At 64.8% G+C, this 21,183-nt stretch carries 23 protein-coding genes; all 23 read right to left on the bottom strand.

What is annotated here, in order from left to right:
- Positions 1 to 10: 10 nt before the first annotated feature.
- The 23 genes from BLS48_RS11780 to flgF all read right to left on the bottom strand — a co-directional run bounded on the left by BLS48_RS11780 (position 11) and on the right by flgF (position 21,178).
- On the bottom strand, positions 11 to 1,267 hold the full coding sequence (locus tag BLS48_RS11780; protein ID WP_091577792.1) for a flagellar hook protein FlgE: 1,257 nt from the start codon (positions 1,265 to 1,267) through the stop codon (positions 11 to 13).
- A 79-nt stretch (positions 1,268 to 1,346) separates the two neighbouring features.
- Positions 1,347 to 2,015, bottom strand: a complete 669-nt coding sequence (locus tag BLS48_RS11775) for a response regulator transcription factor (RefSeq protein WP_091577790.1) — start codon at positions 2,013 to 2,015, stop codon at positions 1,347 to 1,349.
- A 223-nt stretch (positions 2,016 to 2,238) separates the two neighbouring features.
- Positions 2,239 to 2,826 (bottom strand): transglycosylase SLT domain-containing protein, encoded by a 588-nt coding sequence (locus tag BLS48_RS11770; RefSeq protein ID WP_167365054.1) that lies wholly within the window; start codon positions 2,824 to 2,826, stop codon positions 2,239 to 2,241.
- Complete coding sequence (gene fliK / locus BLS48_RS11765) at positions 2,756 to 4,147, bottom strand: flagellar hook-length control protein FliK (RefSeq protein ID WP_091577789.1); 1,392 nt, start codon at positions 4,145 to 4,147, stop codon at positions 2,756 to 2,758. The genes BLS48_RS11770 and fliK overlap by 71 nt, the downstream gene beginning before the upstream one ends.
- The gene (locus BLS48_RS11760) at positions 4,144 to 5,526 is read right to left on the bottom strand and encodes a chemotaxis protein MotC (RefSeq protein WP_091577787.1); all 1,383 of its coding nucleotides are present in this window, start codon (positions 5,524 to 5,526) and stop codon (positions 4,144 to 4,146) included. The genes fliK and BLS48_RS11760 overlap by 4 nt, the downstream gene beginning before the upstream one ends.
- Positions 5,523 to 6,917: a MotB family protein gene (locus BLS48_RS11755; RefSeq protein WP_091578056.1), complete on the bottom strand. Its 1,395-nt coding sequence runs from the start codon at positions 6,915 to 6,917 to the stop codon at positions 5,523 to 5,525. The genes BLS48_RS11760 and BLS48_RS11755 overlap by 4 nt, the downstream gene beginning before the upstream one ends.
- Positions 6,914 to 7,540, bottom strand: coding sequence for a hypothetical protein (locus tag BLS48_RS11750; RefSeq protein WP_091577786.1), 627 nt, complete (start codon positions 7,538 to 7,540; stop codon positions 6,914 to 6,916). Before BLS48_RS11750 ends, BLS48_RS11755 begins: the two co-directional genes overlap by 4 nt.
- Positions 7,541 to 7,543: 3 nt before the next feature.
- Positions 7,544 to 9,190 carry a flagellar basal-body MS-ring/collar protein FliF gene (gene fliF / locus BLS48_RS11745; protein WP_091577784.1) on the bottom strand — a complete coding sequence of 549 codons (1,647 nt, stop codon included), beginning with the start codon at positions 9,188 to 9,190 and terminating at the stop codon, positions 7,544 to 7,546.
- 128 nt (positions 9,191 to 9,318) lie between these two features.
- Positions 9,319 to 10,389 (bottom strand): flagellin N-terminal helical domain-containing protein, encoded by a 1,071-nt coding sequence (locus BLS48_RS11740; protein WP_091577783.1) that lies wholly within the window; start codon positions 10,387 to 10,389, stop codon positions 9,319 to 9,321.
- Positions 10,390 to 10,675: 286 nt separating this feature from the next.
- A complete protein-coding gene (locus BLS48_RS11735; protein ID WP_091577781.1) occupies positions 10,676 to 11,671 on the bottom strand; it encodes a flagellin N-terminal helical domain-containing protein in 996 nt (331 codons plus the stop codon).
- A 246-nt stretch (positions 11,672 to 11,917) separates the two neighbouring features.
- Positions 11,918 to 12,649, bottom strand: a complete 732-nt coding sequence (gene fliP, locus BLS48_RS11730) for a flagellar type III secretion system pore protein FliP (protein WP_091577780.1) — start codon at positions 12,647 to 12,649, stop codon at positions 11,918 to 11,920.
- Positions 12,646 to 13,140 (bottom strand): flagellar basal body-associated FliL family protein, encoded by a 495-nt coding sequence (locus BLS48_RS11725; protein ID WP_091577778.1) that lies wholly within the window; start codon positions 13,138 to 13,140, stop codon positions 12,646 to 12,648. Before BLS48_RS11725 ends, fliP begins: the two co-directional genes overlap by 4 nt.
- Positions 13,141 to 13,159: 19 nt before the next feature.
- The gene (gene flgH / locus BLS48_RS11720) at positions 13,160 to 13,867 is read right to left on the bottom strand and encodes a flagellar basal body L-ring protein FlgH (protein WP_091577777.1); all 708 of its coding nucleotides are present in this window, start codon (positions 13,865 to 13,867) and stop codon (positions 13,160 to 13,162) included.
- Positions 13,864 to 14,451 carry a MotE family protein gene (locus BLS48_RS11715; RefSeq protein ID WP_167365053.1) on the bottom strand — a complete coding sequence of 196 codons (588 nt, stop codon included), beginning with the start codon at positions 14,449 to 14,451 and terminating at the stop codon, positions 13,864 to 13,866. The genes flgH and BLS48_RS11715 overlap by 4 nt, the downstream gene beginning before the upstream one ends.
- A 3-nt stretch (positions 14,452 to 14,454) precedes the next feature.
- Positions 14,455 to 15,696 (bottom strand): flagellar basal body P-ring protein FlgI, encoded by a 1,242-nt coding sequence (locus BLS48_RS11710; RefSeq protein WP_091577773.1) that lies wholly within the window; start codon positions 15,694 to 15,696, stop codon positions 14,455 to 14,457.
- Positions 15,693 to 16,220 carry a flagellar basal body P-ring formation chaperone FlgA gene (gene flgA / locus BLS48_RS11705; protein ID WP_091577772.1) on the bottom strand — a complete coding sequence of 176 codons (528 nt, stop codon included), beginning with the start codon at positions 16,218 to 16,220 and terminating at the stop codon, positions 15,693 to 15,695. The genes BLS48_RS11710 and flgA overlap by 4 nt, the downstream gene beginning before the upstream one ends.
- A gap of 3 nt (positions 16,221 to 16,223) precedes the next feature.
- Positions 16,224 to 17,012: a flagellar basal-body rod protein FlgG gene (gene flgG, locus BLS48_RS11700; protein ID WP_091577770.1), complete on the bottom strand. Its 789-nt coding sequence runs from the start codon at positions 17,010 to 17,012 to the stop codon at positions 16,224 to 16,226.
- A gap of 11 nt (positions 17,013 to 17,023) precedes the next feature.
- Positions 17,024 to 17,347 carry a flagellar hook-basal body complex protein FliE gene (fliE, locus tag BLS48_RS11695; protein WP_167365052.1) on the bottom strand — a complete coding sequence of 108 codons (324 nt, stop codon included), beginning with the start codon at positions 17,345 to 17,347 and terminating at the stop codon, positions 17,024 to 17,026.
- Positions 17,344 to 17,760, bottom strand: coding sequence for a flagellar basal body rod protein FlgC (gene flgC / locus BLS48_RS11690; RefSeq protein WP_091577769.1), 417 nt, complete (start codon positions 17,758 to 17,760; stop codon positions 17,344 to 17,346). The genes fliE and flgC overlap by 4 nt, the downstream gene beginning before the upstream one ends.
- Positions 17,761 to 17,762: 2 nt before the next feature.
- Complete coding sequence (gene flgB, locus BLS48_RS11685; RefSeq protein WP_091577767.1) at positions 17,763 to 18,143, bottom strand: flagellar basal body rod protein FlgB; 381 nt, start codon at positions 18,141 to 18,143, stop codon at positions 17,763 to 17,765.
- Positions 18,144 to 18,228: 85 nt separating this feature from the next.
- Positions 18,229 to 19,068 carry a hypothetical protein gene (locus BLS48_RS11680; RefSeq protein ID WP_167365051.1) on the bottom strand — a complete coding sequence of 280 codons (840 nt, stop codon included), beginning with the start codon at positions 19,066 to 19,068 and terminating at the stop codon, positions 18,229 to 18,231.
- A complete protein-coding gene (gene fliI, locus BLS48_RS11675; RefSeq protein ID WP_091577766.1) occupies positions 19,049 to 20,452 on the bottom strand; it encodes a flagellar protein export ATPase FliI in 1,404 nt (467 codons plus the stop codon). Before fliI ends, BLS48_RS11680 begins: the two co-directional genes overlap by 20 nt.
- 3 nt (positions 20,453 to 20,455) lie before the next feature.
- Positions 20,456 to 21,178 (bottom strand): flagellar basal-body rod protein FlgF, encoded by a 723-nt coding sequence (gene flgF, locus BLS48_RS11670; RefSeq protein WP_091577764.1) that lies wholly within the window; start codon positions 21,176 to 21,178, stop codon positions 20,456 to 20,458.
- Positions 21,179 to 21,183 lie beyond the last annotated feature (5 nt).

The raw sequence follows: 21,183 nt of genomic DNA, 5'->3' as shown, positions 1-21,183 counted from the left end.
AACGCCCGTCTTATCTCTTCAGGTTGACAAGGACGTCCATCAGATCGGAACCGGTCTGGAAGACTTTCGAATTGGCGGTGTAGCTGCGCTGCGCCGCAATCATGTTGGTCAGTTCCTCGGCGATATCGACGTTGGAGTTCTCGAGCGCGCCGGAGACGATGGATCCGAGCTTGCCCTCATTGGCAAAGCCGACACGGACCGCGCCGGATTCGGTGCCCTGCGCATAGACGTTGCCGGGCAGCGCCGTGAGCTGGTCCGGGCTCTGCACGTCGGCCAGCGGAATCTTGTAGAGCGGCTTGGTGGAGCCGTCCTTGTACTGTGCGTAGATGGTGCCGTCCTTGCTGATCTGGACCTTATCGATGGTGCTCGGCGCGTTGCCGTTGACCTCTGCTTCGGAAACCGTGAAGCCGGTGCCGAGCTGGGTCAGCTTGGAAAGGTCAAGCGAGAAGGCACTGCCGTTGGGCACCGTCAGGCCGACGCTGGTGACGGCGCCGGTGAGCTTGCCGGTGGTGGTATCGAAGGTGAGGTTGGCCGTGCCCAGCGCCCCGCCGGTGTAGGGGAACGATGTTCCGGGCGTCGCCTTCGACTGGTCGAAGACCGATACTTCCCAGGTGCCAGTGCCGGTGTTGGTGAAATAGACGTCGAGCAGTACTTTATTGCCGAGATTGTCGTAGGCGACCATCGAGGATTTCGACGTGTACTGCGCGCCCGCGGCGTTGGTGCTGGGCAGGCTGCCGGCCGCGACCGGCGTGGCACCGGCGGGCAGGTTTCCGTTGAATGTGCCCTCGGTGCTCGGCGTTGCCGTCATTTCCTGATCGGAGATGACCACCGGGACTAATCCCTCGAAGCCGTTCACCGTCGCTGCCGGCACGCCATTGGCGTAGCTGTAGGCCATCAGCTGGAAGCCGCCCGCGTTGACCAGCCTGCCCTGCGCATCGGGAACGAAGGCGCCGGCACGGGTCAGGAATGGGGTTCCGCTCGGATCCTGAACGACAAAGAAACCATCGCCACTGACGGCAAGGTCGGAGACCGAGGTCGTGTATTGAAGCACGCCCTGGGAGCTGACCGCCGATCGGATCGTCGTGGTGACGCCGCCGGAATTGTAGGCACCTCCGGTTGTCGGCATGACAAGCGTCGAAAATTCGGCGGAGGATCGCTTGTAGCCGGTGGTGTCGGAATTGGCGATGTTGTCGGCCACGGTGGACAGCCGATTTGCCTGCGCATTCATGCCGGAAACGCCGGTCCGCATCATTCCGTAGAGGCTCATCGAAACGTCTCCGCTATGTCCATGCCACTGGCTGGGAGGCTACGCGTCCTGTCTTGCGCGAGGCTGGCGCGGTGCGGCATCAGAAGACCAGCCGATAGCCGAGGAAGCGCTTGGAATCGATCGGGTCGGAACCCAGCTTCTCGCGCAGCTTCTTGCGCAACTTGCTGATGTGGCTTTCCACCACGTTTTCCTCGACCTCTTCATCGAAGATGCCGTAGATGGCGTTGAAGACCTGGGTCTTGGTGACGCGACGCCCGCGATTGCTTGCCAGATATTCGAGGATGCGGCGTTCACGACGCGGCAAGGGCAGCGGCTGACCGTCAATCTCCGGGTCACGCCCATCCATGAAGATGCGCATGGCGCCAATCTCGGTGTAGGAGACGTCTTCATGGGCGCGACGGCGGATGGCGGTGATACGGGCCAGGATCTCGCGGATGTGAACGGGCTTGCGAATGACATCGTCGACGCCACTCTCGAACAACCGCAGCGTGTTCTCCAGGGAATGCTGCTCACTGAGCGCAATGACCGGTGCGCCGGTGCGATCGCGGATCTGCCGTGGCGAGATGACGCCCTCGCGGCAGTCGCCGATGAGGAAGGCCCTGACCGAGCGTAGATCGGTGTCGGCCGCCGAACTCACCCACTCGCCGAACTCGCCGGGCGCGAAGCCTGCACAGGCGACTCCCTCGCGGTCAAAAAGTGAGTTGTATCCCTCTGTTACGAGCTCGCGCTCGTCAACGATTACAATCATCGGCCCCGCCTCCGAATCAAACTATTTGCCCCGTGAGGAGAGGCGTAGCCGTTGGCGAGAATCCTGAACAACCGTCATTTCTTGTAACTAGTTTCTTGGGAGTCTGGAATCGTAGCGGTTGCATTAGCGTGCAACCGGATATGCTTGCGGAGGCAAGTCTTGGCCAAGTCGAAGCGGCAAACCAAGAACTGTGCGATTGGCGTCTTGGAAGCGGAAAATACGCCTATGGGTTGCAGAAGGTGCGGGCGTTGGCGGTCCATTTTCCAAACCCGGTGGCGACCATGTTGGCGATGACGCGGCAGACATAGACCTTCTGCGCCGGATCGTTGTCGGGACCGGCATGATAGCGGGCGACGGCCATCGACCATGTCTCGTGACGCGCATGGAGACTGGCCAGGAAGCGCGCTGCATAGTCGACGTTCTGGCGCGGGTCGAGCATGTCCTCGACGCTGCGAAAATGCGATGCGTGGTAGTGATGGTTGATCTGCATGCAGCCCAGATCGATCAGCGTCTTGCCCTCGCGCTGGGCATTGGCGAAGGTGGCAAGGGCTTCAGCCCTGCTTCTCGGAAAGACCGCTTTTCCTTCTATATTCAATGCGTTGGGTTGAAGGCTGCCTTTCTTTCCGGTCTCGGTCAGGCCGACGGCATAGAGGATGCCGGCGGGCACGCCATAGCGATCGGCGGCGCGCAGGATCTCCGGCTCGCAAGGGTTCGCGGCGGCGGTGGCGGCGCTTGCGACGCTAGATAAACATATCGCCGCCAGCGCGCTCGCGAGAAGGCGAAGCGCCGCGGCCGTAGTCCTGCGCGTCATCGTTACGTTTCCCCGCGGATTGCTGACCTGGTTGCTGACCGCCGGCTCCGCTGTTGCCGCCGCCTGAATTTCCGGGCTGAAAGGGCGACGGGTCGCGGCCTGGCGACGCGGTCAGGGAAGCGGTTGCATCAGTGCGGGTTGCGGCCGGAACCGCTACCGAAGGTTGCAGGATGGTGACCTTATCAACCTCAAAACCGAGTCCGCGCAAGGACTTGACGATCGCCTCGCTGTCGGCGGAAAGCCGCCGATGGGCGTCGTGTGTTTCGGGCTTCAATTCAATCGAGAGTTGTTCTCCGGACAGGCGAAGGCTGGCCGTCACCATGCCGAGCTCGGCCGGGTGAAGTTCGATCTTCAACACATGTGTCGGAACCGCAACAGAGCCGGCCAGCTGAGAGGTCGTGGACGACGCCGAGAACGCCTGTTGCGCGCCGCCATCGGCGGCTATGGCGCCGATCACAGTGGTGGCTGCCTGGCTGATTGTGTTCTGCGGCGGCGCCGGGAAGCTCTGCTCGGAAACCACATCGATGCGACCTGCCGGCGAAGGTTGTTTTCCGGGATCGGACCGCATCGAAGACTGGACGTCCGCGATGGTCTTCATCACCGGCGCGGCCTGTTTCGGCTGTACGCCCGGCACATCGGCCACTGGTGCGTCAGGCAGAGGACGGGCAGTGATCGCAGTGTCGCGCTTCGGCGCGCCGGAGGCCGAGCCGGCACTGCGTGCGTCCTGGACGCCGAGTTCGGTCAAAGGCCCGTCGACGATCGGCGCACGCTCGGATTTCGATATGGTTTCGAGGTCGTCGCGCCCGGCAGCCGATTTCGGCCGATGAGTCTTTGGCAATTGCCCGGCGAGCGCCGGGTCCTGTCCGGTTTCGCTTGCGTCGGCTGCCTTGGCCGATGTCGCGAAATGGCGCAGATCGTGAAACGCCATCAGCAGCGGCAGGTGGTCCTGGAGCGGTGTCGTTCCGGTGTCGTCCGCCGTCGCTTCGGTGTCAGCGGCGTTTTCCGTGCCGGACCCGGTGTCCGCCGCATCCTTGGCAGCCTTTGTGGCCAACACTTTGGCCGAGACGACCTTTACGGGATCGGCTGATGTCGACTCGGGCTTGCCGCCATGTCCGGCAAGGCCGGCGGCGAGCTTGCCCCAGCGCTGCTCCCGCGACCCCGCCTCGGTCGTCGGCCGCCGTTCCGGGCGGGCAGGACCTGTGTCGCCGCCCAGCATCTTGCCGAAGCCCGCGTCGTCCGTCTTGCCGTTCGCTGACGGTTGTTCCGGCGTCGCGCGCGCGGGGGTAAATCCTGGCAAGGCCGAGCCGAGGCTGGTGGTCATTTGGGGGCGGCTCCAAGCATCTGGTCGATCAGGTCGAGCTGTCGACGTGTTCTGGTCATGGCGGCGTCGGTCGGATCGGCGGGCTCGGGAGCGGCCGCCGGCGATGGCGCCGACGCCGGCATGACGGTCGCCGCATCGGCAGGTGCGGCCGCGACGGCCGGCGTGTCCGGCGTGTGGGCGGCTGGTCCGCTCGAGACCGCGGCGACCGCGGGTTGCTCCGAGATCGCGCCTTCGACCGGTGGCAGCCCGCTCGCATCGACGCCCTGCGCCGCGGCGGTCTGGGGAGCCGGAGGTTGCCCGGCCGCGGCAGGGGCGGGGTTTTCCTCGGGATGGGCGGCGGGCGGCGCGACGACTTCGCCGGCGACGGCCTGGGCGGCGTCGAGCAGGGCGCGATCACCTTCCGACAACTTGCTGCGGTCGATCTTGCCCAGCTTGGCACGCACGTCCTCGATGGTGCCGGAGGTGACGGTGGACAGGCTGGCGTAGAGCAGGGCGCGCGGGTCGTCCTGGTTGGTGATGCCGTCGCGCCCTTGCTCGGCTCGCGCCGAGGCGAAGGCCGACAGGTCGTTCAGGCCGTCGATCGCGGCACGGCGGGCGATGCGCAGGTAGATCACCTTCTCGCGCTCGGGATCCATCATCGAGGTGATGTCGGCCAGCTTGTCCTGGCTGATCGACATATGCAGCGCGATGACGCCGGTGACGAAGGAGTCGGCGAACTGGCTGGCATAGGGCGAATAGAGGTAGCGCTCGACATACTGGGTAGAGGCAAGCGCGAAGCCTGCCGCGTCACCTTGCGAGGCGGCAATGCCGATCGAACGGCGAAGTGCTGCCTCCTCGACCAGCGTGCCGGGGCTGAGCAATTTTGCCTCGTCGAGCAGCTTGAGCGCCGCCACCGGCTGGTCGCCGGCGAGCAGCGAGCCCTTGACCAGGGCAAGGAAGGCGCCGAGATCAGGCGGCAGCGCCATGGGGTCGATCGGCTTCAAGGCTTCGATAGCCTCGCCGGGCCGGCCATTGAGGTAATCTATCACGCCTTTGGCAATGGCAAGGTTCCGCGGGTCGCTCGTGGCGCGCGATGTGGCTGCCTCGACGGTCACCGGGTTGCCGCCGCTCATCCCGTAGACAAGCAGGGCGCGAAAATTCTTGGGATCCTTGAAATCCTCGGCATCCGCCGTGCGCAGGCGCGCATCCGTCATCTCAAGCAACTTGGCCTGCATCGGCAAAGCGGCGTGATCGCCGGCGGCGATGCGGTCCTGGATGAGTTGCAGCGAGCGCACCAGCTGATACGGCTGCAGCGTGTCCTGGGCGAAGCCCGCCGACGGATATCCGCCGGCCAGCAGCAGCAGGCCAATCGATCGGCTGATGACGGTCGCTCGCCTCATCCGCCGGTCGCCATCAGGATTTCGATGCGGCGGTTCACGGCCGCCATCGGATCGGCGGGATCCTTCGGCTGGCGGTCGGCGAAGCCGGCGACTTCGGTGATGCGACGTTCGTCGACGCCGCCGCGCACGAGCATGTAGTAGGCTGAATGCGCGCGCGCCGTCGACAATCGCCAATTGTCGTAGCTGTCGCTGCGGAACGGCCGTGCGTCGGTGTGGCCATTGATGCTGATGGTGCCTTTCTGGCTGTTGACGATGCGACCGATCTTCTCCATCGCCAGCACCAGTTCGCGGCTCGGCAGCGCCGAGCCCACCTCGAACATGCCGAAGTCGAGCTGGTCGGTGATCGAGATGACGACGCCCTTGTCGGTGGCTTCAACCGAGACGCCGTCATGTAGCTTGTCGCCGGGCTTGAATGCATCGGCCAACTGTTGCTTGACGTCAGCCGCGGCCTTGAGGGCGGCGGCGGTCGGCGCTTTTTCCGCGGCTTCTGGCTTGGCGGCTTCTTGCGCCGCGGCGTCGGCCGCCTTGGCCGCATCCGTGGCCTTGGTGTCTTCGGGCTTGGTGTCTCCGGGCTTGACATCGCTGGCCCTGGCATCGTTGGCCTTGGTTTCGTCGGCCTTGGCCATCGTCGTCGCGGCGGCGTCCTTGCCATCCTTTGCCAGAGGCTCGAGCGGTGCGTTTGTGATGGGCGGGGCCGGCGGCACGGCCTTGACCTTGGCGACCTGCGTCTCGGCGGCCTTGTCGCCGGGCTTGAGCGGGTCGCCCTCGATCCTGGCGCGCTGGGCACTCGCCTCGGCGCCGGGCGCGGCGACCTGCTGCGACCAGAAATCCGGCTCGAAAGGATCGCGATAGGAGGCGCCACCGGAGGCGCCCGTCGCCGGGCCGGCCGCCTGTGCGCCGCCATCGCCCTTCTGGCTGACATTCTGCATGACGCCGGTGTCGGTGGCGATTTCCGAAAGCACCGCATAGGGGTCGGCGAAGAGATGCTCGTCGGAACGTTCCGACTGCTGCTGCTCTTGCTTGTCCTGCTTGCGTTCGGACGAGCCGGCGCCGCCACTGCCTTCCTGCCCGGTCTTGGCTGTCGCCTGTTGCGGGTTGTCGGCCGTCGAGCCGATCGCGTTGGGACCGTCGCCGAGATCCTCCAGGCCCTTGCGGCTCGAGTTGCGGTCGACCAGCTTGACGGGGTTGAAGTAGCTGGCGACGGCTGCCTTGGTCTGCTCGTTGGCGGCGTTGATCAGCCACATGACCAGGAAGAAGCACATCATGGCCGTCATGAAGTCGGCGAAGGCGATCTTCCAGACGCCGCCATGGTGGGCCTCGTCGTGGTCGTCATGGCCACGCCGCACGATGATGATTTCCTGGTGGGCGTGTCCGGCATCGGCGACGCTCATGCCAGAACCTCGGAAAGCGTCGTCGACCATTCGGCCATGCGCGTCTCGAACACCGCCTCGTCGATTGCGACCGTGAGGTCGAAGCCTGGTGTCTCGACGAAGTCGAGATTGGCGGCGCGGGGGCCGAGCGATGCGTTCAGTGTTTCGAACAGCGAGAGCGGTCCGCGCACCGCGATGCGCACCGCTTCGCCATCGCCGACCGCTTCGCGGATCGCGCCGGCGAGTGCCTCGAGCGAGCGTTTCTGCAGGTCGTCACTGACGATGCCGCCGATGGTGCGGGCGACCGTGGCGGCGACAAGCCCGGTCACGCGTGCCTCCATGGCATCGATGCGCGACGAGACCGCCTTGCCGACATCGTCGCCGAGGCTTTCGAGAAACAGCCTTGCTTCCTCGGCATTGGCCTGGCGTTCGGCTTCGAGCGCCGCTGCGTGAGCTATCGACAGGCGCGCCTCGAGCGCGGCTTCGGCCTGGGCAACCGCCTCCGCGATCAGCGTGCCGATATCGGCCTGCGGCGCCGGCGCCTCGGGCTTGTGTTCGGGATCGACCGGGGCTCGCGGCTGGCCGGCACGTTGCGTGCGCGTGCCGAAATCGGGCAGGAGGTCGAAAAGGGCAGGGGAAGGCATGGGTTACACCGCGACTTCCTGGGCAGCCCATTTGCGCAGGATCTGCGCGGTGCGCTCCTCGTTGAGGTCGACCATTCGGGCAAGCCGATCCTGCGGCGCGGGCCTGATCTTCTGGCGCAGATCGTCGAGCGGAGTGGGATTTGGGCGTGAGTTGGGCAAGGCGCCAACGGCAGCGCTTTCTGCGTTCGCTGTTGCTTCCGGCGTCGGCAGCGAGCGCTGGACTTCATCGAAATTGGGGCCTGACAGAGCCGGTGTCGCCTTTGCCGTCAGCGCGGCCGCCATTGGCCTCAGGCCGAAGAAGGCGACCATGAACACCACGACGATGAAGGCACCGGCGTTGATCAAGGTGCCGGCGTGCTGGCCGATGGAATCCAACATTCCAGCCTGCGGGATCGCCTCGCCATCCAGCCCGTCGATGAATTCGACCGCCGAGACGTCGATGACGTCGCCGCGCTTGTCGTCGAAGCCGGTGGCCGAGGTCACCATCTTCTGGATGTCGGCGACCCGCTTGGCAATCTGCTCGGGTGTGGCGTCCTTGCCGAGAATGGCCATCAGCCGCTGCTGGTTGACGACGACGGCAATCGACATCTTGGTGACGGTGTAGCCGTTGGAGACGGTGGCGATCTTCTTCGAATTGATCTCGTAGTTGGTGATCTCTTCCTTGCGGTCGTTTTGCGAGGAGGATTGCGGACCCTCGGTGGCGGTTGCCTGGGTCTCGGGCAGGTTCTGCTCGACGCTGGCCGGGGTGGAGGCCTGCTTCTGGTTGTTGTTTTCGTTGGCGCGCACCGACTGCACCGAGCGTTCGACGCGGGAATTCGGATCGAAAATGGTTTCCTCGGTCTGGCGGGTGTCGGTGTTGACCTCGGCCTTGACGCTGGCGCGGAAGTTGTCCGGGCCGAGATAGGCTGTCAGCGCCCGGCGGATGTTGTCGCCGATCTGCGCCTCGACCGTCTGCTCGACGCCGAGCGTGCGGGCGGCGCTGGTGTTGGAAGGATCGTCGCCGGCGGCCAGCAGGTTGCCATTGGAATCGAGCACCGTCACCTTGTCGGCCGACAGGCCGGGGACGGCGGCGGCGACGAGATGGCGGATCGACATGGCGCTCTTCTCGGCGTCGATGCCGGCGTAGCGGATGACCACCGATGCGGAAGGCTGCTGCTCGTCGCGGCGGAAATTGGCGCGTTCGGACATGACGATATGGACGCGCGCCGCCTTGATGCCTGCGATCGACTGGATGGTGCGGGCGATCTCGCCTTCCAGCGCGCGCACGCGGGTGATCTGCTGCATGAAGGAGGTGAGGCCGAGCGAGCCGACATTGTCGAACAGTTCGTAGCCGGCATTGGCGCTGGTCGGCAGGCCCTTTTCGGCAAGCAGCATGCGCGCCTGCGCGGTGGTGCCGGCCGGCACCAGCACGGAGGTTCCGTCGGCGCCGACGTCGAAGCCTATGCCAGCCTCGCCCAGCACCAGGCCGATCTGGTTCACGTCTGCACGATCGAGCCCGACATAGAGCGTGTCGTAGGCCGGGCGGTTGAGATAGACCGAGGCGACGCCGATGACGCTCATCACCAGAACGGCGATGCCCGCCAGCATGGCCAGGCGCTTCACGCCAAACCCGCGGAGATTCGAGATGATGCTCTGGATCTGTTCCGGCACGGTTCAACGACTCCCAGCATGACTGTCCGCCGGAACACTAGCCCCCGAAGCTTGTGCGAAAATGAAATCGGGCCGCGCTTGCGGCGCGGCCCGTCAATCGGAAGCGGGAGTATCCCAGCAGGGAGGAACTAGCCGTTCTTGAACAGTGATAGGATCGACTGCGAGGAACTGTTGGCTATCGACAGGGACTGGATGCCGAGCTGCTGCTGTACCTGCAGCGCCTGGAGCCGCGTTGATTCCTTGTTCATGTCGGCATCGACGAGCTGGCCGACGCCGCGGTCGATGGAGTCCATCAGGCTCTGCGTAAAGGTCTTCTGCAGGTCGATGCTGCTCTTTGCCGAACCGAGAATGGTGGCGGAGTCGGTCAGCTGGGCCATGACGTTGTCGATCTTGGTGATCATCTGCGTGATGATGTCGTCGGTTACGCCGGCCGCCGTGATGTCGAGGTTGTAGGCGGAGATGTTGTCGACCTTGGTGGGCGTGCCGGTGACAGCGGCCTGGCCGGCGGTGTTGGCGGCGATGTCCGTTGCTCCACCCGCGATCGCGGCCGCATAGGCGGTGTCATACTCGGTCTGGGCGGCTCCCGTGGAATAGACGGAGGTCTGGCGGTCGAGAATGCCTTGGTTCTTGACGTCGGCGGCAAGGCCGTAGTCGAACAGCTTGGTGCTTTCTACATTGATGTCGATCGTTCCGAGCGAGATGGCGCCCGACGATGAGCGATTGAATGAGGAGACGATCTTGGCGTCGGTTTGGACGCCATCGTTGGGGGCCGCGACCTGCTTGGACGTCACCGCAAGGAAATTCGAGCCGGAGAAGGTGGCGGCATCGGCAAAGGATTTCATCTGCGCCTGAAGCGCCGTGATCTCGGTCTGCGTCTTTGCCTTGGCGGCATCGGTCTGGCCGACGGTCGAAAGCAGCTTGGTTTTGATCTTGCCGATCGTATCCAGCACATTGTTCATGCCGGTATAGGCAGTGTCGACTTTCGAGGCGCCGAGGCCGAGCGCATCCTGTACCGTCGACAGGGCCGAGTTGTCCGAGCGCATCGTGGTGGCGATCGACCAATAGGCGGCGTTGTCGGAGGCCTCGGAGACCCTGTAGCCGGTCGAGATTCGGGCCTGTGTCTGCTGGAGCGACTTGTTGGTGGCGTTGAGGCTTTGAAGTGCGGTCAACGCCGCAGCGTTTGTCATGATGCTAGCCAAGAAACTCGCTCCTTTTCTAAGGCTGGCCCTCACGAAGAACCAGCGTTGCCCTCGCAGGCCGGATCAGCCTGTCCATCGGTTGCCATCGTGCCCGATACGGCCGATTCGCCAACCGTTGTAAGCTATTGGTTAACCATGACTAGCGCGTTATGGTTAACGGCCTGTTAAAGGCCAACTTTCGAGAGTTAAGGAACGAGGACTGCGTGAGCCTTGAACAAACGCAAACCGGGCCGCGCTTTTGGCGCGGCCCGATGTTTTAGTGCGAACTTCGGTTGAGCGAAGTCGATTAGCGGAAGAGCGACAGGATCGACTGCGAGGAACCGTTGGCGATCGACAGCGCCTGGACGCCGAGCTGCTGCTGAACCTGCAGGGCCTGGAGGCGGGTCGATTCCTTGTTCATGTCGGCATCGACGAGCTGGCCGACGCCGCGGTCGATGGAGTCCATCAGGCTCTGCGTGAAGGTCTTCTGCAGGTCGATGGAGCTCTTGGCGGCGCCAAGCGTGGTGGCGGCGTTCGTCATGTCCTTCAGCGCGGCGTCGACGACCTTCATCTGGTCGGCGATCTGCGTGTCGCTGAAGCCCTTGCCGGTGGTCGAGTCGTAGACCTTCAGCGTGGCGACCGAATAGGTGTCGCCGGCCGCTGAAGCGGCGCCCGCCGTCGGGGCCTGCGTGGTGGTGGTGATGGCACCGGTGCTGCCGAGGCGATCGGCGTCGAGGATGCCCTTCGCCGTGCCTGCGGTGGTGCCGGCTTCATAAAGCTTTGTGCTTTCCACATTGACGTCGATCGTGCTGATCGAAGAGCTGCCGGAAGCGTCGCGATTGAAGGCCGAAACGATCTTGACGTCGGCTGCAGCCGTAGCCGTGCCGCTATCGACGGACAGCATGTTGGTGCCGGAGAAGGTGGCGCCATCGGCGTAGGCCTTCAACTGCTTCTGAAGGGCGGCAATTTCGGTCTGCGTCTTTGCCTTGTCGGCATCCGTCTGGCCATAGGAAGCGACCAGCTTGGTCTTGATCTGGTTGATGGTGTCGATCGCGCTGTTCATGCCGGTGTAGGCGGTGTCGACCTTCGAGGCGCCGAGGCCGAGTGCGTCCGAAACGGTGGACATGGCCTGGTTGTCGGAGCGCATCGTGGTGGCGATCGACCAGTAGGCGGCGTTGTCCGAAGCCTGGGAAACGCGATAACCCGTCGAGATGCGGGCCTGGGTGGTGTCGAGGTTCTTCTGGGTGGCGCTCAAGCTCTGCAGAGCGGTCAACGCCGAGGCGTTGGTCATGATACTGGCCATGGCTACTCGTACCTTGTTTTTACACGGTGTTTTTTTGCATACCGGCTTTCCCGGTATGACGGAGCGGCATCATGCCAATGATCGTTGCGATAGATCACCCGCCATCTGCGAATGACTATGGCGGCAAGTCCCTACCAAAGGGCTAAACTGGACGGTTAACCGAAAATAATCTTGGAGAATTCGGCGATGCCTCGGCCGCCGCCAGCCCTTCCGGACGGGCGGTGCCAAGGTGGCGAGCAGGGGCGATCAGTTGAAGGAGCGCACCAGGCTGCCGACAAGCAGATTCCAGCCGTCGATCAGGACGAAGAACAGGATCTTGAACGGCAGCGAGACCACCGTCGGCGGCAGCATCATCATGCCCATCGCCATGGTGATGGTGGCGACGATCAGGTCGATGACCAGGAATGGCAGCACGATCAGGAAGCCGATCTCGAAGCCACGCCGGATCTCGGAGATCATGAAGGCGGGCACCAGGATGCGCAGGTCGACGGTCTCGCGCGAAACGGTCTGGCCGCGCTCGCGGGCAAGGTCGGCGAACAGGTCGAAGTCCTTGTCGCGCACATTGTGCAGCATGAAGGTGCGGAACGGATCCGAGATCTTCTCGAAGGCCTCGGTCTGGCTGATCTGGTTATCCATCAGCGGCTTGACACCGGTGTTCCAGGCCTGATCGAAAGTCGGCGCCATGACGTAGAAGGTCATGAACAGCGACAGCGAAATGAGGATGAGGTTTGCCGGCGTCGATTGCAGGCCGATGCCGGCGCGCAGGATCGAAAAGGCGATCACGAAGCGGGTGAAGCTCGTCACCATGATCAGCAGGCCCGGCGCCACCGACAGCACGGTCAGCAGGCCGAACATCTGGATGATGTAGCCGACGGTGGTACCGTCAGCCTTGCCGATGCCGCCGAGGTCGAGTTGCTGGGCCGCCGCGACGGAGGTGGCGGCGGCGATCAGCGCCGCGGCGAGAAGGAACTTCTTCATTCGACCAGCAATGTCCTGATGAGAATCTGCTTGGCGTGCCCCTGGCTGCGGATCGAGGCGCGTTCCTCGAGATCGGCCTTCAGGTGCTGGTAGCCGCTGGCGCCCTCGATCTGATGCATCTTCAAGGTGCGCACCAGGGCGAGCAAGTCCTGGTGGATGTCCTCCGACATTGCCGCGGGTTGCGGCCCGTCATAGACCACCGAGACTTCCATTCTGATCCAGGTGTCCGCCGGCGAGGCGATGTTGGTGGTGATCGGCGCCAGCGCGACGAGGGTCGGCCCCGCGCCCGGCGACTCGGCCGCGGCGGGCTCCATCACTTTGCCTTCATTCTCAGGCGCGACCGGCACGGACACCGGTCCCCCGACACCCTTGAGATAACCGCCGGACAGCCAGCCCATGCCGATGGCGGCGGCCGTCACAAACAGCAGCATGGCGGCCTGGATGGCAAGGGAGGGACCCTTGCGCGGCTGTACCTGTTCGACATTCGCCACGGTGCCGTGTTCCCCAAGCCTAGAACGGAAGAACCTGATCGAGAACCTGCTGGCCATAGGCAGGTTGCTGGATCTCGGTTATGCGGCCGCGCCCGCCATAGGAGATGCGCGCTTCGGCGATGCGTTCGTAGGGGATCGTGTTCTCGGCGCCGATATCGGCCGGCCGCACGATGCCGGCGATGGTCAGCACCCTGAGTTCGGCGTTGACGCGCACTTCCTGCGAACCCCTGATCATCAGATTGCCGTTCGGCAGGACATCGGTGACGACGGCGGCGACGTTGAGCTCCAGCGTTTCCGAACGCTTGATCTCCCCGTCCGCGGTGGTGTCCGTGGCGGAATTGAGAGTGCCGGCGCCCTTGCCGGCGGTGCTCAGCTTGTCCCATTGCGCGCTGATGTCGAAACCGAGCTTGCGGTTGGCGGTGCGGCTCCTGTCGTTCTGGTTCTTGAAGTTGGCGCGGTCGTTGATCTTGATGTTGACGGTCAGGATGTCGCCCTGGGACAGCGCTCGAGGATCGGTGAACAGCCGGCTCTGGCGGTCGTCCCACAGCGAGAACTTCTTCGGTGCCGCCGGTGGCGTCTCCGGATATTTATAGAGGGAAGACGTGTTGCCGCCGTCGATGCCCGAGCCGACCGGCGACAACGCCGGTTCCTTGCCGACCTCCTTGAGGTTGGTGCCGCAGCCGGACAGGGCCGCGACCGCGCACAGGATGAGCATCTTGCGGATCATGACGGATCTACCCTTCGGGCTGCGCTGGCCATGATGCCGGTGAGCGTCGCCGCCGCCTTCTGGTCCATTTCGTTGAGGATGACGCCGGCCTTGCGTGAATCGAGCTTCATCAATATGGCCGCCGCCAGATCGGCGTTGACGATTGCCAGCCGCTCGGCGGCGGCGTCGGGTTTCATGCCCGCATAGATCTGGACGACGCCGTCCTCGGCCCGGGCCAGGAAAACCTCGCGCCGCTTCAGCCAGGTCTCGTATTCGGCCTTTTTCTCGTCCAGTGCCTTCATGCGCTGGTCGATGCCGGTCTGGAGCTGTTTCAGTTCCTCGGCCTGCAAGGCGTAGCGACGGTCGCGAGCGGCGTCGGCTATGTTGGAGCAGAAGCGCTCGATCTCGCTTTGGTCCGGAGCCTTTACCCGCGCCAATTGCTGCGGCGCTTCCGCGGCCGGCGCTCCAGGCAGGACCTGGCGAACCTTTTCCTCACCACGCGCGGTGCCGACGGCGAGGGGCATGGCGAAAAGGATGGCGGCCACGAGCAGGATCCCGGCGGGGCGGCGTCTGTCAGTAGGTAAGAGGGAGCGTGTCATCGGCATCGCCTATTGGAGAACCAGGTCGGCCTGCAGGGCGCCGGCCGACTTGATCCCCTGCAGGATGGCAATGATGCCGTCCGGCTTGACGCCGAGACGGTTGAGGCCGGAGACGAGCGTTTCGAGGTCGGGTCCGTCAAGCACGGCGACGCGGGCATTGGGCCGGCTGGCGTCGATGGCGGTGAACGGTTCGACGGCGGTTACGCCCTTGGAGAAGGGCTCGGGCTGGACGACGCGCGGCGCTTCCGTGATGCGCACGGTCAGCGTGCCATGACTGATGGCGACCCGTGAGATCTTGACGTCGTTGCCGATGACGATGGTGCCGGTGCGCTCGTCGATGACGACCCTGGCCGGCGTATCGGATTCGACCACCAGGTTCTCGATCTCGGCATAGAAGCGCGCCGCTGAAACACCCCTGGGCCTTCTGATCTGCACGGTGCGGGAATCGCGTTCGGCCGCCACGCGCATGCCGAAGCGCTGGCTGGTATAGTCGTTGATGGCATCGGCGATGCGGATGGCGGTCGAGAAATCGGGATTGCGCAATTGCAGCGTCAGCGTCGCCTGATCGTCGAATTCGGCCTGGACCGCGCGCTCGACGATGGCGCCGTTCGGCACACGGCCGGCGGTCGGCACGCCTTGCGTCAGCTGCTCGGCCTGACCCTTGGCGGTGAAGCCGGAAACGATGACCGAGCCCTGGCCGACGGCATAGATCTCGCCGTCCGCCGCCTTCAGCGGCGTCATGATCAGCGTGCCGCCGGCGAGCGAGGTCGCGTCGCCCATCGAGGAGACGTCGATGTCGATGCGGGCACCCGACTGCACGTAGGGCGGCATGTTGGCGGTGACGATGACGGCGGCGACGTTCTTGGCGCGTGCGCTGCCGCCTTCCGTGGCGATGCCGAGATTTTCGAGCATGGCGCGGATCGACTGTTCGGTGAAGGGCGAGTTGCGCAGGCTGTCGCCCGATCCGGAAAGTCCGATGACCAGGCCGTAGCCGACGAGCTGGTTGTCGCGCGAACTCTGCAACTGGGCAATGTCCTTGATGCGCGAGGCGACCTGGCCCGGCGGCAGCGAACTCGGCCCGGACGAAACCCGGAACATGCGGTTGGTGGTGGCCGGATCATATTCCGGATCGTCGTAGACGCCGCCATTCCTGGCGGCGAGTTCGCGCTTGGCCTTGGGCGTCAGGCCGTCGGCCAGCGCCGGCTGAAGGCCAAGTGCCGCGGCGAGCAGAAAGGCAAACGCGCGCATCATGAAGCGCTGACCCTGATGGAGCCGTCTGCCATCACCGTGCCGGACAGGATCTTGCCGCTGTCGATGTTGCGAACCTTGACGAGATCGCCAGCGGCACCCGGCTGCAGCGTCACCGCCGTCGCCGAAATGGTGAGCCCGCCGGCAATGAAGAAGACCTGCACGGCCGCACCCTGCTCGACCAGCCAGGCCTCGCGGATGGCGGTAGCGGGAATGTAGCGGCCGGGCAGCAGCGTGCGCTTGGCGATCTTGCCGTTGAGTTCCTCGGCCCGGGTCGCCACGGCATCGGGCTTGTGCTTGCCCGCCATGAGGGTCACCTGCTTCAGGGCGGCGAGTTCGATGGTCTCGCCGGGGTAGATGACCCGGTTGGGGATCAACACAACCTCGCCGGCAGGCTGGCTGCTGGCGATCTGAGTGGCCGACTGATTGTCCGACTCCTGGGCGAAAGCCGGCATGGCGCCGGCCACCAACGCAAGGACGAGCGCGGTGCGGCGGAATGCGGAGCAGGAGATCGGCGTGGCCATCATCCGTTACCTGATGTTCTTGGAGACGACGGAGGCCATGTCATCGGCGGCCTGGATGACCTTGGAGTTCATCTCATAGGCGCGCTGCGCCGAGATCAGCTCGGTGATCTCCTTGACCGGGTCGACGTTGGAAGCCTCGAGGTAGCCCTGCTGGATCGTGGCGAAGCCAGGGTCGCCCGGCACGCCGACATTGGCCGGGCCGGACGCGGTGGTTTCCTTGAACAGGTTGTCGCCGAGCGGCGCGAGGCCTGCTTCGTTGGCGAAGTTGGCGATCTGAATCTGGCCGAGATTCTGCAGGTCGGTCTGGCCGTCGATGCGGGCGAAGACCTGTCCCGTCTTGTTGACGATGACCTCGACGGCATCGACGGGAACGGTGATCGCCGGAATGACGCTGGCGCCGTCGACCGTCACCAACTGGCCGGTGGCGTTGGTGTTGAGGGCGCCGGCGCGGGTGTAGAGCGTGCCGCCATCGGCGCCCTCGATCTGGAACCAGCCCCTGCCGGTGAGCGCCAGGTCGAAACTGTTGCCGGTGCTGGTCAGTTCACCCTGGGTGTGCACGTTGCGCACGGCCGTCGTCTTGACGCCGAGGCCGATCGAGACGCCCTCCGGCACCAGCGAGGCGTTGGAGCGGTTGGGCACGCCCTGGGTGCGATCGACCTGGTAGAGCAGGTCGGAGAATTCGGCGCGGGCGCGCTTGTAGCCGGTGGTGTTGATGTTGGCGATGTTGTTGGCGATGACTTCCAGGTTTGTCTGCTGGGCATTCATGCCGGTGGCGGCGATGGAGAGTGCTTTCATGGCGGAGCTCCTCAGATGCCCATTCGACTGACTTCGAGATAGGCGGAAACCACCTTGTCGCGGATGGCGACGGCGGTCTGAAGCGCCTGCTGCGCGCTCATCACGGCGTCGACCACCTGACGGGTATCGGCGTCGCCCTTGAGCGCCTGCATCGACACCTGCTCGGCATTCTGCAGCGTGTTGACGGTCTTGGAGGCCGCCTGGCTCAACGCTTCGGCGAAGGAGGTGCCGAGGTTGCCGCCGGTCGCCGGCGCAACGCCACCCTGGAGCAGGTCCGTCGCCGTGCCGCTCAACCCAGGCTTCAGGTTAAGCGCGCCGATGCCACTTACGATCATTGGTTCCTCATCAGGTCGATGGTCATTGAAATGAGATCGCGCGCCTGCTTGACGACCTGAAGGTTGGCCTCATAGGAACGGTTGGCCTCGGTCATGTCGGCCATTTCGATGAGCACGTTGACGTTTGGCATCTTGACGTAGCCCTTGTCGTCGGCGGCCTCGTTTCCGGGCTGGAACTCGACCGGAAAGTCACTGGGATCACGGTCGATCGAGTTCACCGCAACCGTTGAGCTGCCGGAGGTCCGGTCGAGCTCCGAGACGAAGCTGATGGTCTTGCGGCGATAGGGATCGGAACCCGGTGTCGTGCCGGTCGACTGGGCGTTGGCAAGGTTTTCCGACACCACGCGCAGGCGCTCCGACTGGGCGCCGAGGCCGGATGCCGCGACTTTGAGGGCTGCGGTCAGTGCGTCCATGGTCAGCTCTTCACCGCCATCATCATCATCGAATGAAACGCCTTGACGATCGCCGTGTTGAGCTCGAAGGAGCGGCGCACCTCGCCGGCCTTCATCAGCTGGTCTTCCAGCACGACCGAGTTCTTGGATGGCATGACGACGCCTTCGTCTTCCTGCGGCTTGATGGTGAAGCCGGCATTGGTCGCGGCGTTGCCAAGATGGCCGGCCTGGGTAGCCTGCAGCGACACGGCGGTGCGGTCGAGCACCTTTTCGAACGGCTCGACATCGTTCGCCGTGTAGCCCGGCGTGTTGGCGTTGGCGATGTTGCCGGCGATCGCGGACTGGCGCACGGCCAGCCATTGCGCTTGCTTGGCAGCGAGGTCGAAAAGGGAAACGGGCTCCATGGGAATCTCCGGGCAGGTTCCCGCAGACTAGGCCGTCAGTCTTGCGCGGACCTTGCGGATGGCCGGGGCCTGGAACGCGGAGTGTCTACCTGGAAAGCTCGATCACCTGGTCCGTGCTGGTGACCATGACCCATTTGCCGTTGCGCTGCTCGATGGAAGCCACCTCACTGGAGTCCGGCAATATCGAGCCGCGCTGGACGATCCAGAGGCCGGCATCGTCCTCGATCATGGCGCGGCCATTGGCGACATGAACCATGCGGAATTTCGTGGCGTCGGCCGGAAAGGGCTGCTCGGCGGGCGCGGGATTGGGGTCGTCCTGCACCGTTCCGGTGGCGAGCAGATCCAGATTGGCGGCCGGAACGTCCTTTGCCGTCAGCGGCGCGCTGCGTTCGGCGACCACGCCGCCGCCAGCCCGTCCCGAATTGGTGCCGGTGCCGCCGAACTTGATCGCCTGGACGCCAAACTGTTCCTGGTTGAAGAAGATATACCAGGGAAACAGGGCGCAGATCAGCCCGAGCGTGATGCCGAGCGCGGCGACGACGAAGTCGCTGCGCCGGCTGGACTCTTTCTTCAGCCTGGGAAACTGCGCCTTTGGTGGTTGCGGCCATTCGGTGAGCGGGAACAGGCCGTCGATCAGCGAGTCGCGGCTGGCCTGCGTCATCTCTGCAGCCTCTGCCTGTGGAACCCTGGGCAGCGCAGGCTCGGCCGCCCTGGCCAGGACAGGCTCAGCCTTGGCGGCCCTGGGCAGGGCTGGCTTGACAGCTCTGGCCAGAACAGCCTCGGCTTTGGCAGCTATGGCGCGGGCAGCCCTTGCCTTGACAACTCGCGCTTCGTCGGCCCTGGCTTCCTCCGCCGCCCTGGCCTCGTCGATCATTTCGCGCAGGATGCGCTCCGTGTACTGGCGTTCAGTCTCCTGCATCGGCATTCATCTTGCTCTTGAGGTGACGGGCGAGATCGGAGAACGGATCGGCGGATGGGCGGTCCTTCGGCGATTGCGCGAGCGCCTCGTAGATCAGCGGTACCTGACGCACCGCGATATCGAGCTCGGCGTCGACGCCGCCCTGATAGGCGCCCAGCAAGCGGATGTCGCGCGTGTCCTCGAACCGGGAGATCATCGACTTCAGCCGTGTCACCAGCGCGCGCTGTTCGGCGCTCCAGGCCTTGCCGGCCAGTCGCGATATGGACGACAGCGGATTGACCGGGGGATAGCGGCCCTGTTCGGCGATCGCGCGGTCGAGCACGACATGGCCGTCGAGGATGCCGCGCACGGAGTCGGCGACCGGGTCGTTGTGGTCGTCGCCGTCGACCAGCACGGAAATGATGGCGGTGATCGATCCCTTGCCTTCGGCGCCGGGCCCGGCGCGCTCGAGCAGCTTGGGCAGTTCGGTGAAGACCGACGCGGGATAGCCACGGGCGACCGGAGGCTCGCCGGTTCCCGTCGCCACTTCGCGCAAGGCGTGGGCGAAGCGGGTGATCGAGTCCAGCACCAGGAGCACACGTTGTCCCTGGTCGCGAAAATGCTCGGCGACGCGCATGGCGGTGTCCGGCGCGCGCCGGCGCATCATGGCGCTCTCGTCGCTGGTGGCGACGACGGCGACGGTCTTGGCCATGCTGTCACCGATAGTGTCCTCGAGGAATTCACGGACTTCGCGGCCGCGTTCGCCGATCAGCGCGACGACGACGGTGTCGAATGCGTCGGCGCCGGCGAGCATGGCAAGCAGCGTCGACTTGCCGACGCCGGAGCCGGCAAAGACGCCGAGGCGCTGGCCGAAGCAGAGAGGGGTGAAGATGTCGATGACCTTGACGCCGGTCATGAAGGCGGTGCCGACGCGCTGCCGCGCCATGGCGCCGGGCGTCGTCAGGGCGGCGCTTGACGCATCGTCTCCCCTGATCAGCGGCGGGCCGCCGTCGATCGCCCTGGTGAGCGCGTCGATGGTGCGGCCGCGCCACGAGGCATGCGGCGCCACCGCGAGCGGACCGCGGCGGAACACGGCATCACCGATACCGGCATCGGCGCTGCGTTCGAAAGGCGCGACAACGATTTCCTCACGGCTGATCTTGACGATTTCGCCGCGGCGCGTGCCGGCCTGGCCGCGCTGCTCGACGATGTCGCCCAGCCTGGCGAAGTCGGAAAGGCCACGAACCTTGTAGTGCGTGGGCGTGACTTCGGCGACGCGGCCGCCGCGCTTGAGCAGCGCCTCGGTGTCGACGAAACGCCGCCATACCCTTTCCAGGGCGGCAAGCCGGTCTTCCGGCGCCGGCTGGAGCTGTCGTTCGGGTGCGCGTATGGATGGCAGGTCGAGCGACATGGTTTACTTCGAGCCGAGCGTCTTGATCGCCTCGTCGGTGGAAGAGTCGGTCTGCCGCATCAGGGCGGCGGTGTTTTCGAAGGCGCGCTGAACCATGATCAGCCGGGTGATCTCCAACACCGGATTGACATTGGACTCTTCGAGAAATCCCTGGGCGATCCCGACATCGGAACGATCGGTGACCGGCTCTGGCGTGCGCGCCGGAACGATGCCGGAATTGCCGTAGCGGACGAAATTCTCGCCCGGATCGAAATTATAGAGGCCGATGGAGCCGACGAGCTGATCGTTTTGGCGCAACGAACCGTCGGCGCCGGCCTTGGGCGGCCCGTTGCGTGGGTCGAGCTGGATCGGCGCGCCGCCGGCATCGAGCACCGGATGGCCCTCGATCGACATCAGCTCGCCATTCTCGTTCATCGAAAAGCGCCCGTCGCGGGTCATGACGGTGCCGACCGGTGTGTCGATGGCGAACCAGGCATCGCCCTGGACGGCGAAATCGAACGGATTTCCGGTCTCGGTCAAGGCACCGTGGGCGCCAGAAAGATAGGTCTTGCCCGGGGACGCGAAGGATACCGATTTCGACCCGCTGCCGGAGACGACGTCCTCGAATTTCACACCGGTGGCGCGAAAGCCGATCGTCGAGGCGTTGGCGACGTTGTCGGCGATCGTATCGAGGCGGCGCTCGAGCGCGATCTGCGAGGAAAGGGCGACGTACAGGCTGTCCCGCATGATGG

Source organism: Mesorhizobium qingshengii, assembly GCF_900103325.1.
In the GTDB taxonomy this organism is placed as follows: Bacteria; Pseudomonadota; Alphaproteobacteria; order Rhizobiales; family Rhizobiaceae; genus Mesorhizobium; species Mesorhizobium qingshengii.
This window is presented reverse-complemented; position numbering and strand designations above follow the sequence as displayed.

Coding starts and splice junctions, on each gene's coding strand:
- BLS48_RS11770 (WP_167365054.1), bottom strand. CDS start 2,826: ATGACGCGCAGGACTACGGCCGCGGCGCTTCGCCTTCTCGCGAGCGCG.
- BLS48_RS11755 (WP_091578056.1), bottom strand. CDS start 6,917: ATGAGCGTCGCCGATGCCGGACACGCCCACCAGGAAATCATCATCGTG.
- fliP (WP_091577780.1), bottom strand. CDS start 12,649: ATGAAGAAGTTCCTTCTCGCCGCGGCGCTGATCGCCGCCGCCACCTCC.
- fliI (WP_091577766.1), bottom strand. CDS start 20,452: ATGTCGCTCGACCTGCCATCCATACGCGCACCCGAACGACAGCTCCAG.
- BLS48_RS11760 (WP_091577787.1), bottom strand. CDS start 5,526: ATGAGGCGAGCGACCGTCATCAGCCGATCGATTGGCCTGCTGCTGCTG.
- flgB (WP_091577767.1), bottom strand. CDS start 18,143: ATGGAGCCCGTTTCCCTTTTCGACCTCGCTGCCAAGCAAGCGCAATGG.
- flgC (WP_091577769.1), bottom strand. CDS start 17,760: ATGGACGCACTGACCGCAGCCCTCAAAGTCGCGGCATCCGGCCTCGGC.
- fliE (WP_167365052.1), bottom strand. CDS start 17,347: ATGATCGTAAGTGGCATCGGCGCGCTTAACCTGAAGCCTGGGTTGAGC.
- BLS48_RS11735 (WP_091577781.1), bottom strand. CDS start 11,671: ATGGCCAGTATCATGACCAACGCCTCGGCGTTGACCGCTCTGCAGAGC.
- BLS48_RS11775 (WP_091577790.1), bottom strand. CDS start 2,015: ATGATTGTAATCGTTGACGAGCGCGAGCTCGTAACAGAGGGATACAAC.
- flgF (WP_091577764.1), bottom strand. CDS start 21,178: ATGCGGGACAGCCTGTACGTCGCCCTTTCCTCGCAGATCGCGCTCGAG.
- BLS48_RS11715 (WP_167365053.1), bottom strand. CDS start 14,451: ATGCCGATGACACGCTCCCTCTTACCTACTGACAGACGCCGCCCCGCC.
- BLS48_RS11750 (WP_091577786.1), bottom strand. CDS start 7,540: ATGCCTTCCCCTGCCCTTTTCGACCTCCTGCCCGATTTCGGCACGCGC.
- flgA (WP_091577772.1), bottom strand. CDS start 16,220: ATGATGGCCACGCCGATCTCCTGCTCCGCATTCCGCCGCACCGCGCTC.
- BLS48_RS11710 (WP_091577773.1), bottom strand. CDS start 15,696: ATGATGCGCGCGTTTGCCTTTCTGCTCGCCGCGGCACTTGGCCTTCAG.
- flgH (WP_091577777.1), bottom strand. CDS start 13,867: ATGATCCGCAAGATGCTCATCCTGTGCGCGGTCGCGGCCCTGTCCGGC.
- fliK (WP_091577789.1), bottom strand. CDS start 4,147: ATGACCACCAGCCTCGGCTCGGCCTTGCCAGGATTTACCCCCGCGCGC.
- flgG (WP_091577770.1), bottom strand. CDS start 17,012: ATGAAAGCACTCTCCATCGCCGCCACCGGCATGAATGCCCAGCAGACA.
- BLS48_RS11780 (WP_091577792.1), bottom strand. CDS start 1,267: ATGAGCCTCTACGGAATGATGCGGACCGGCGTTTCCGGCATGAATGCG.
- BLS48_RS11680 (WP_167365051.1), bottom strand. CDS start 19,068: ATGCCGATGCAGGAGACTGAACGCCAGTACACGGAGCGCATCCTGCGC.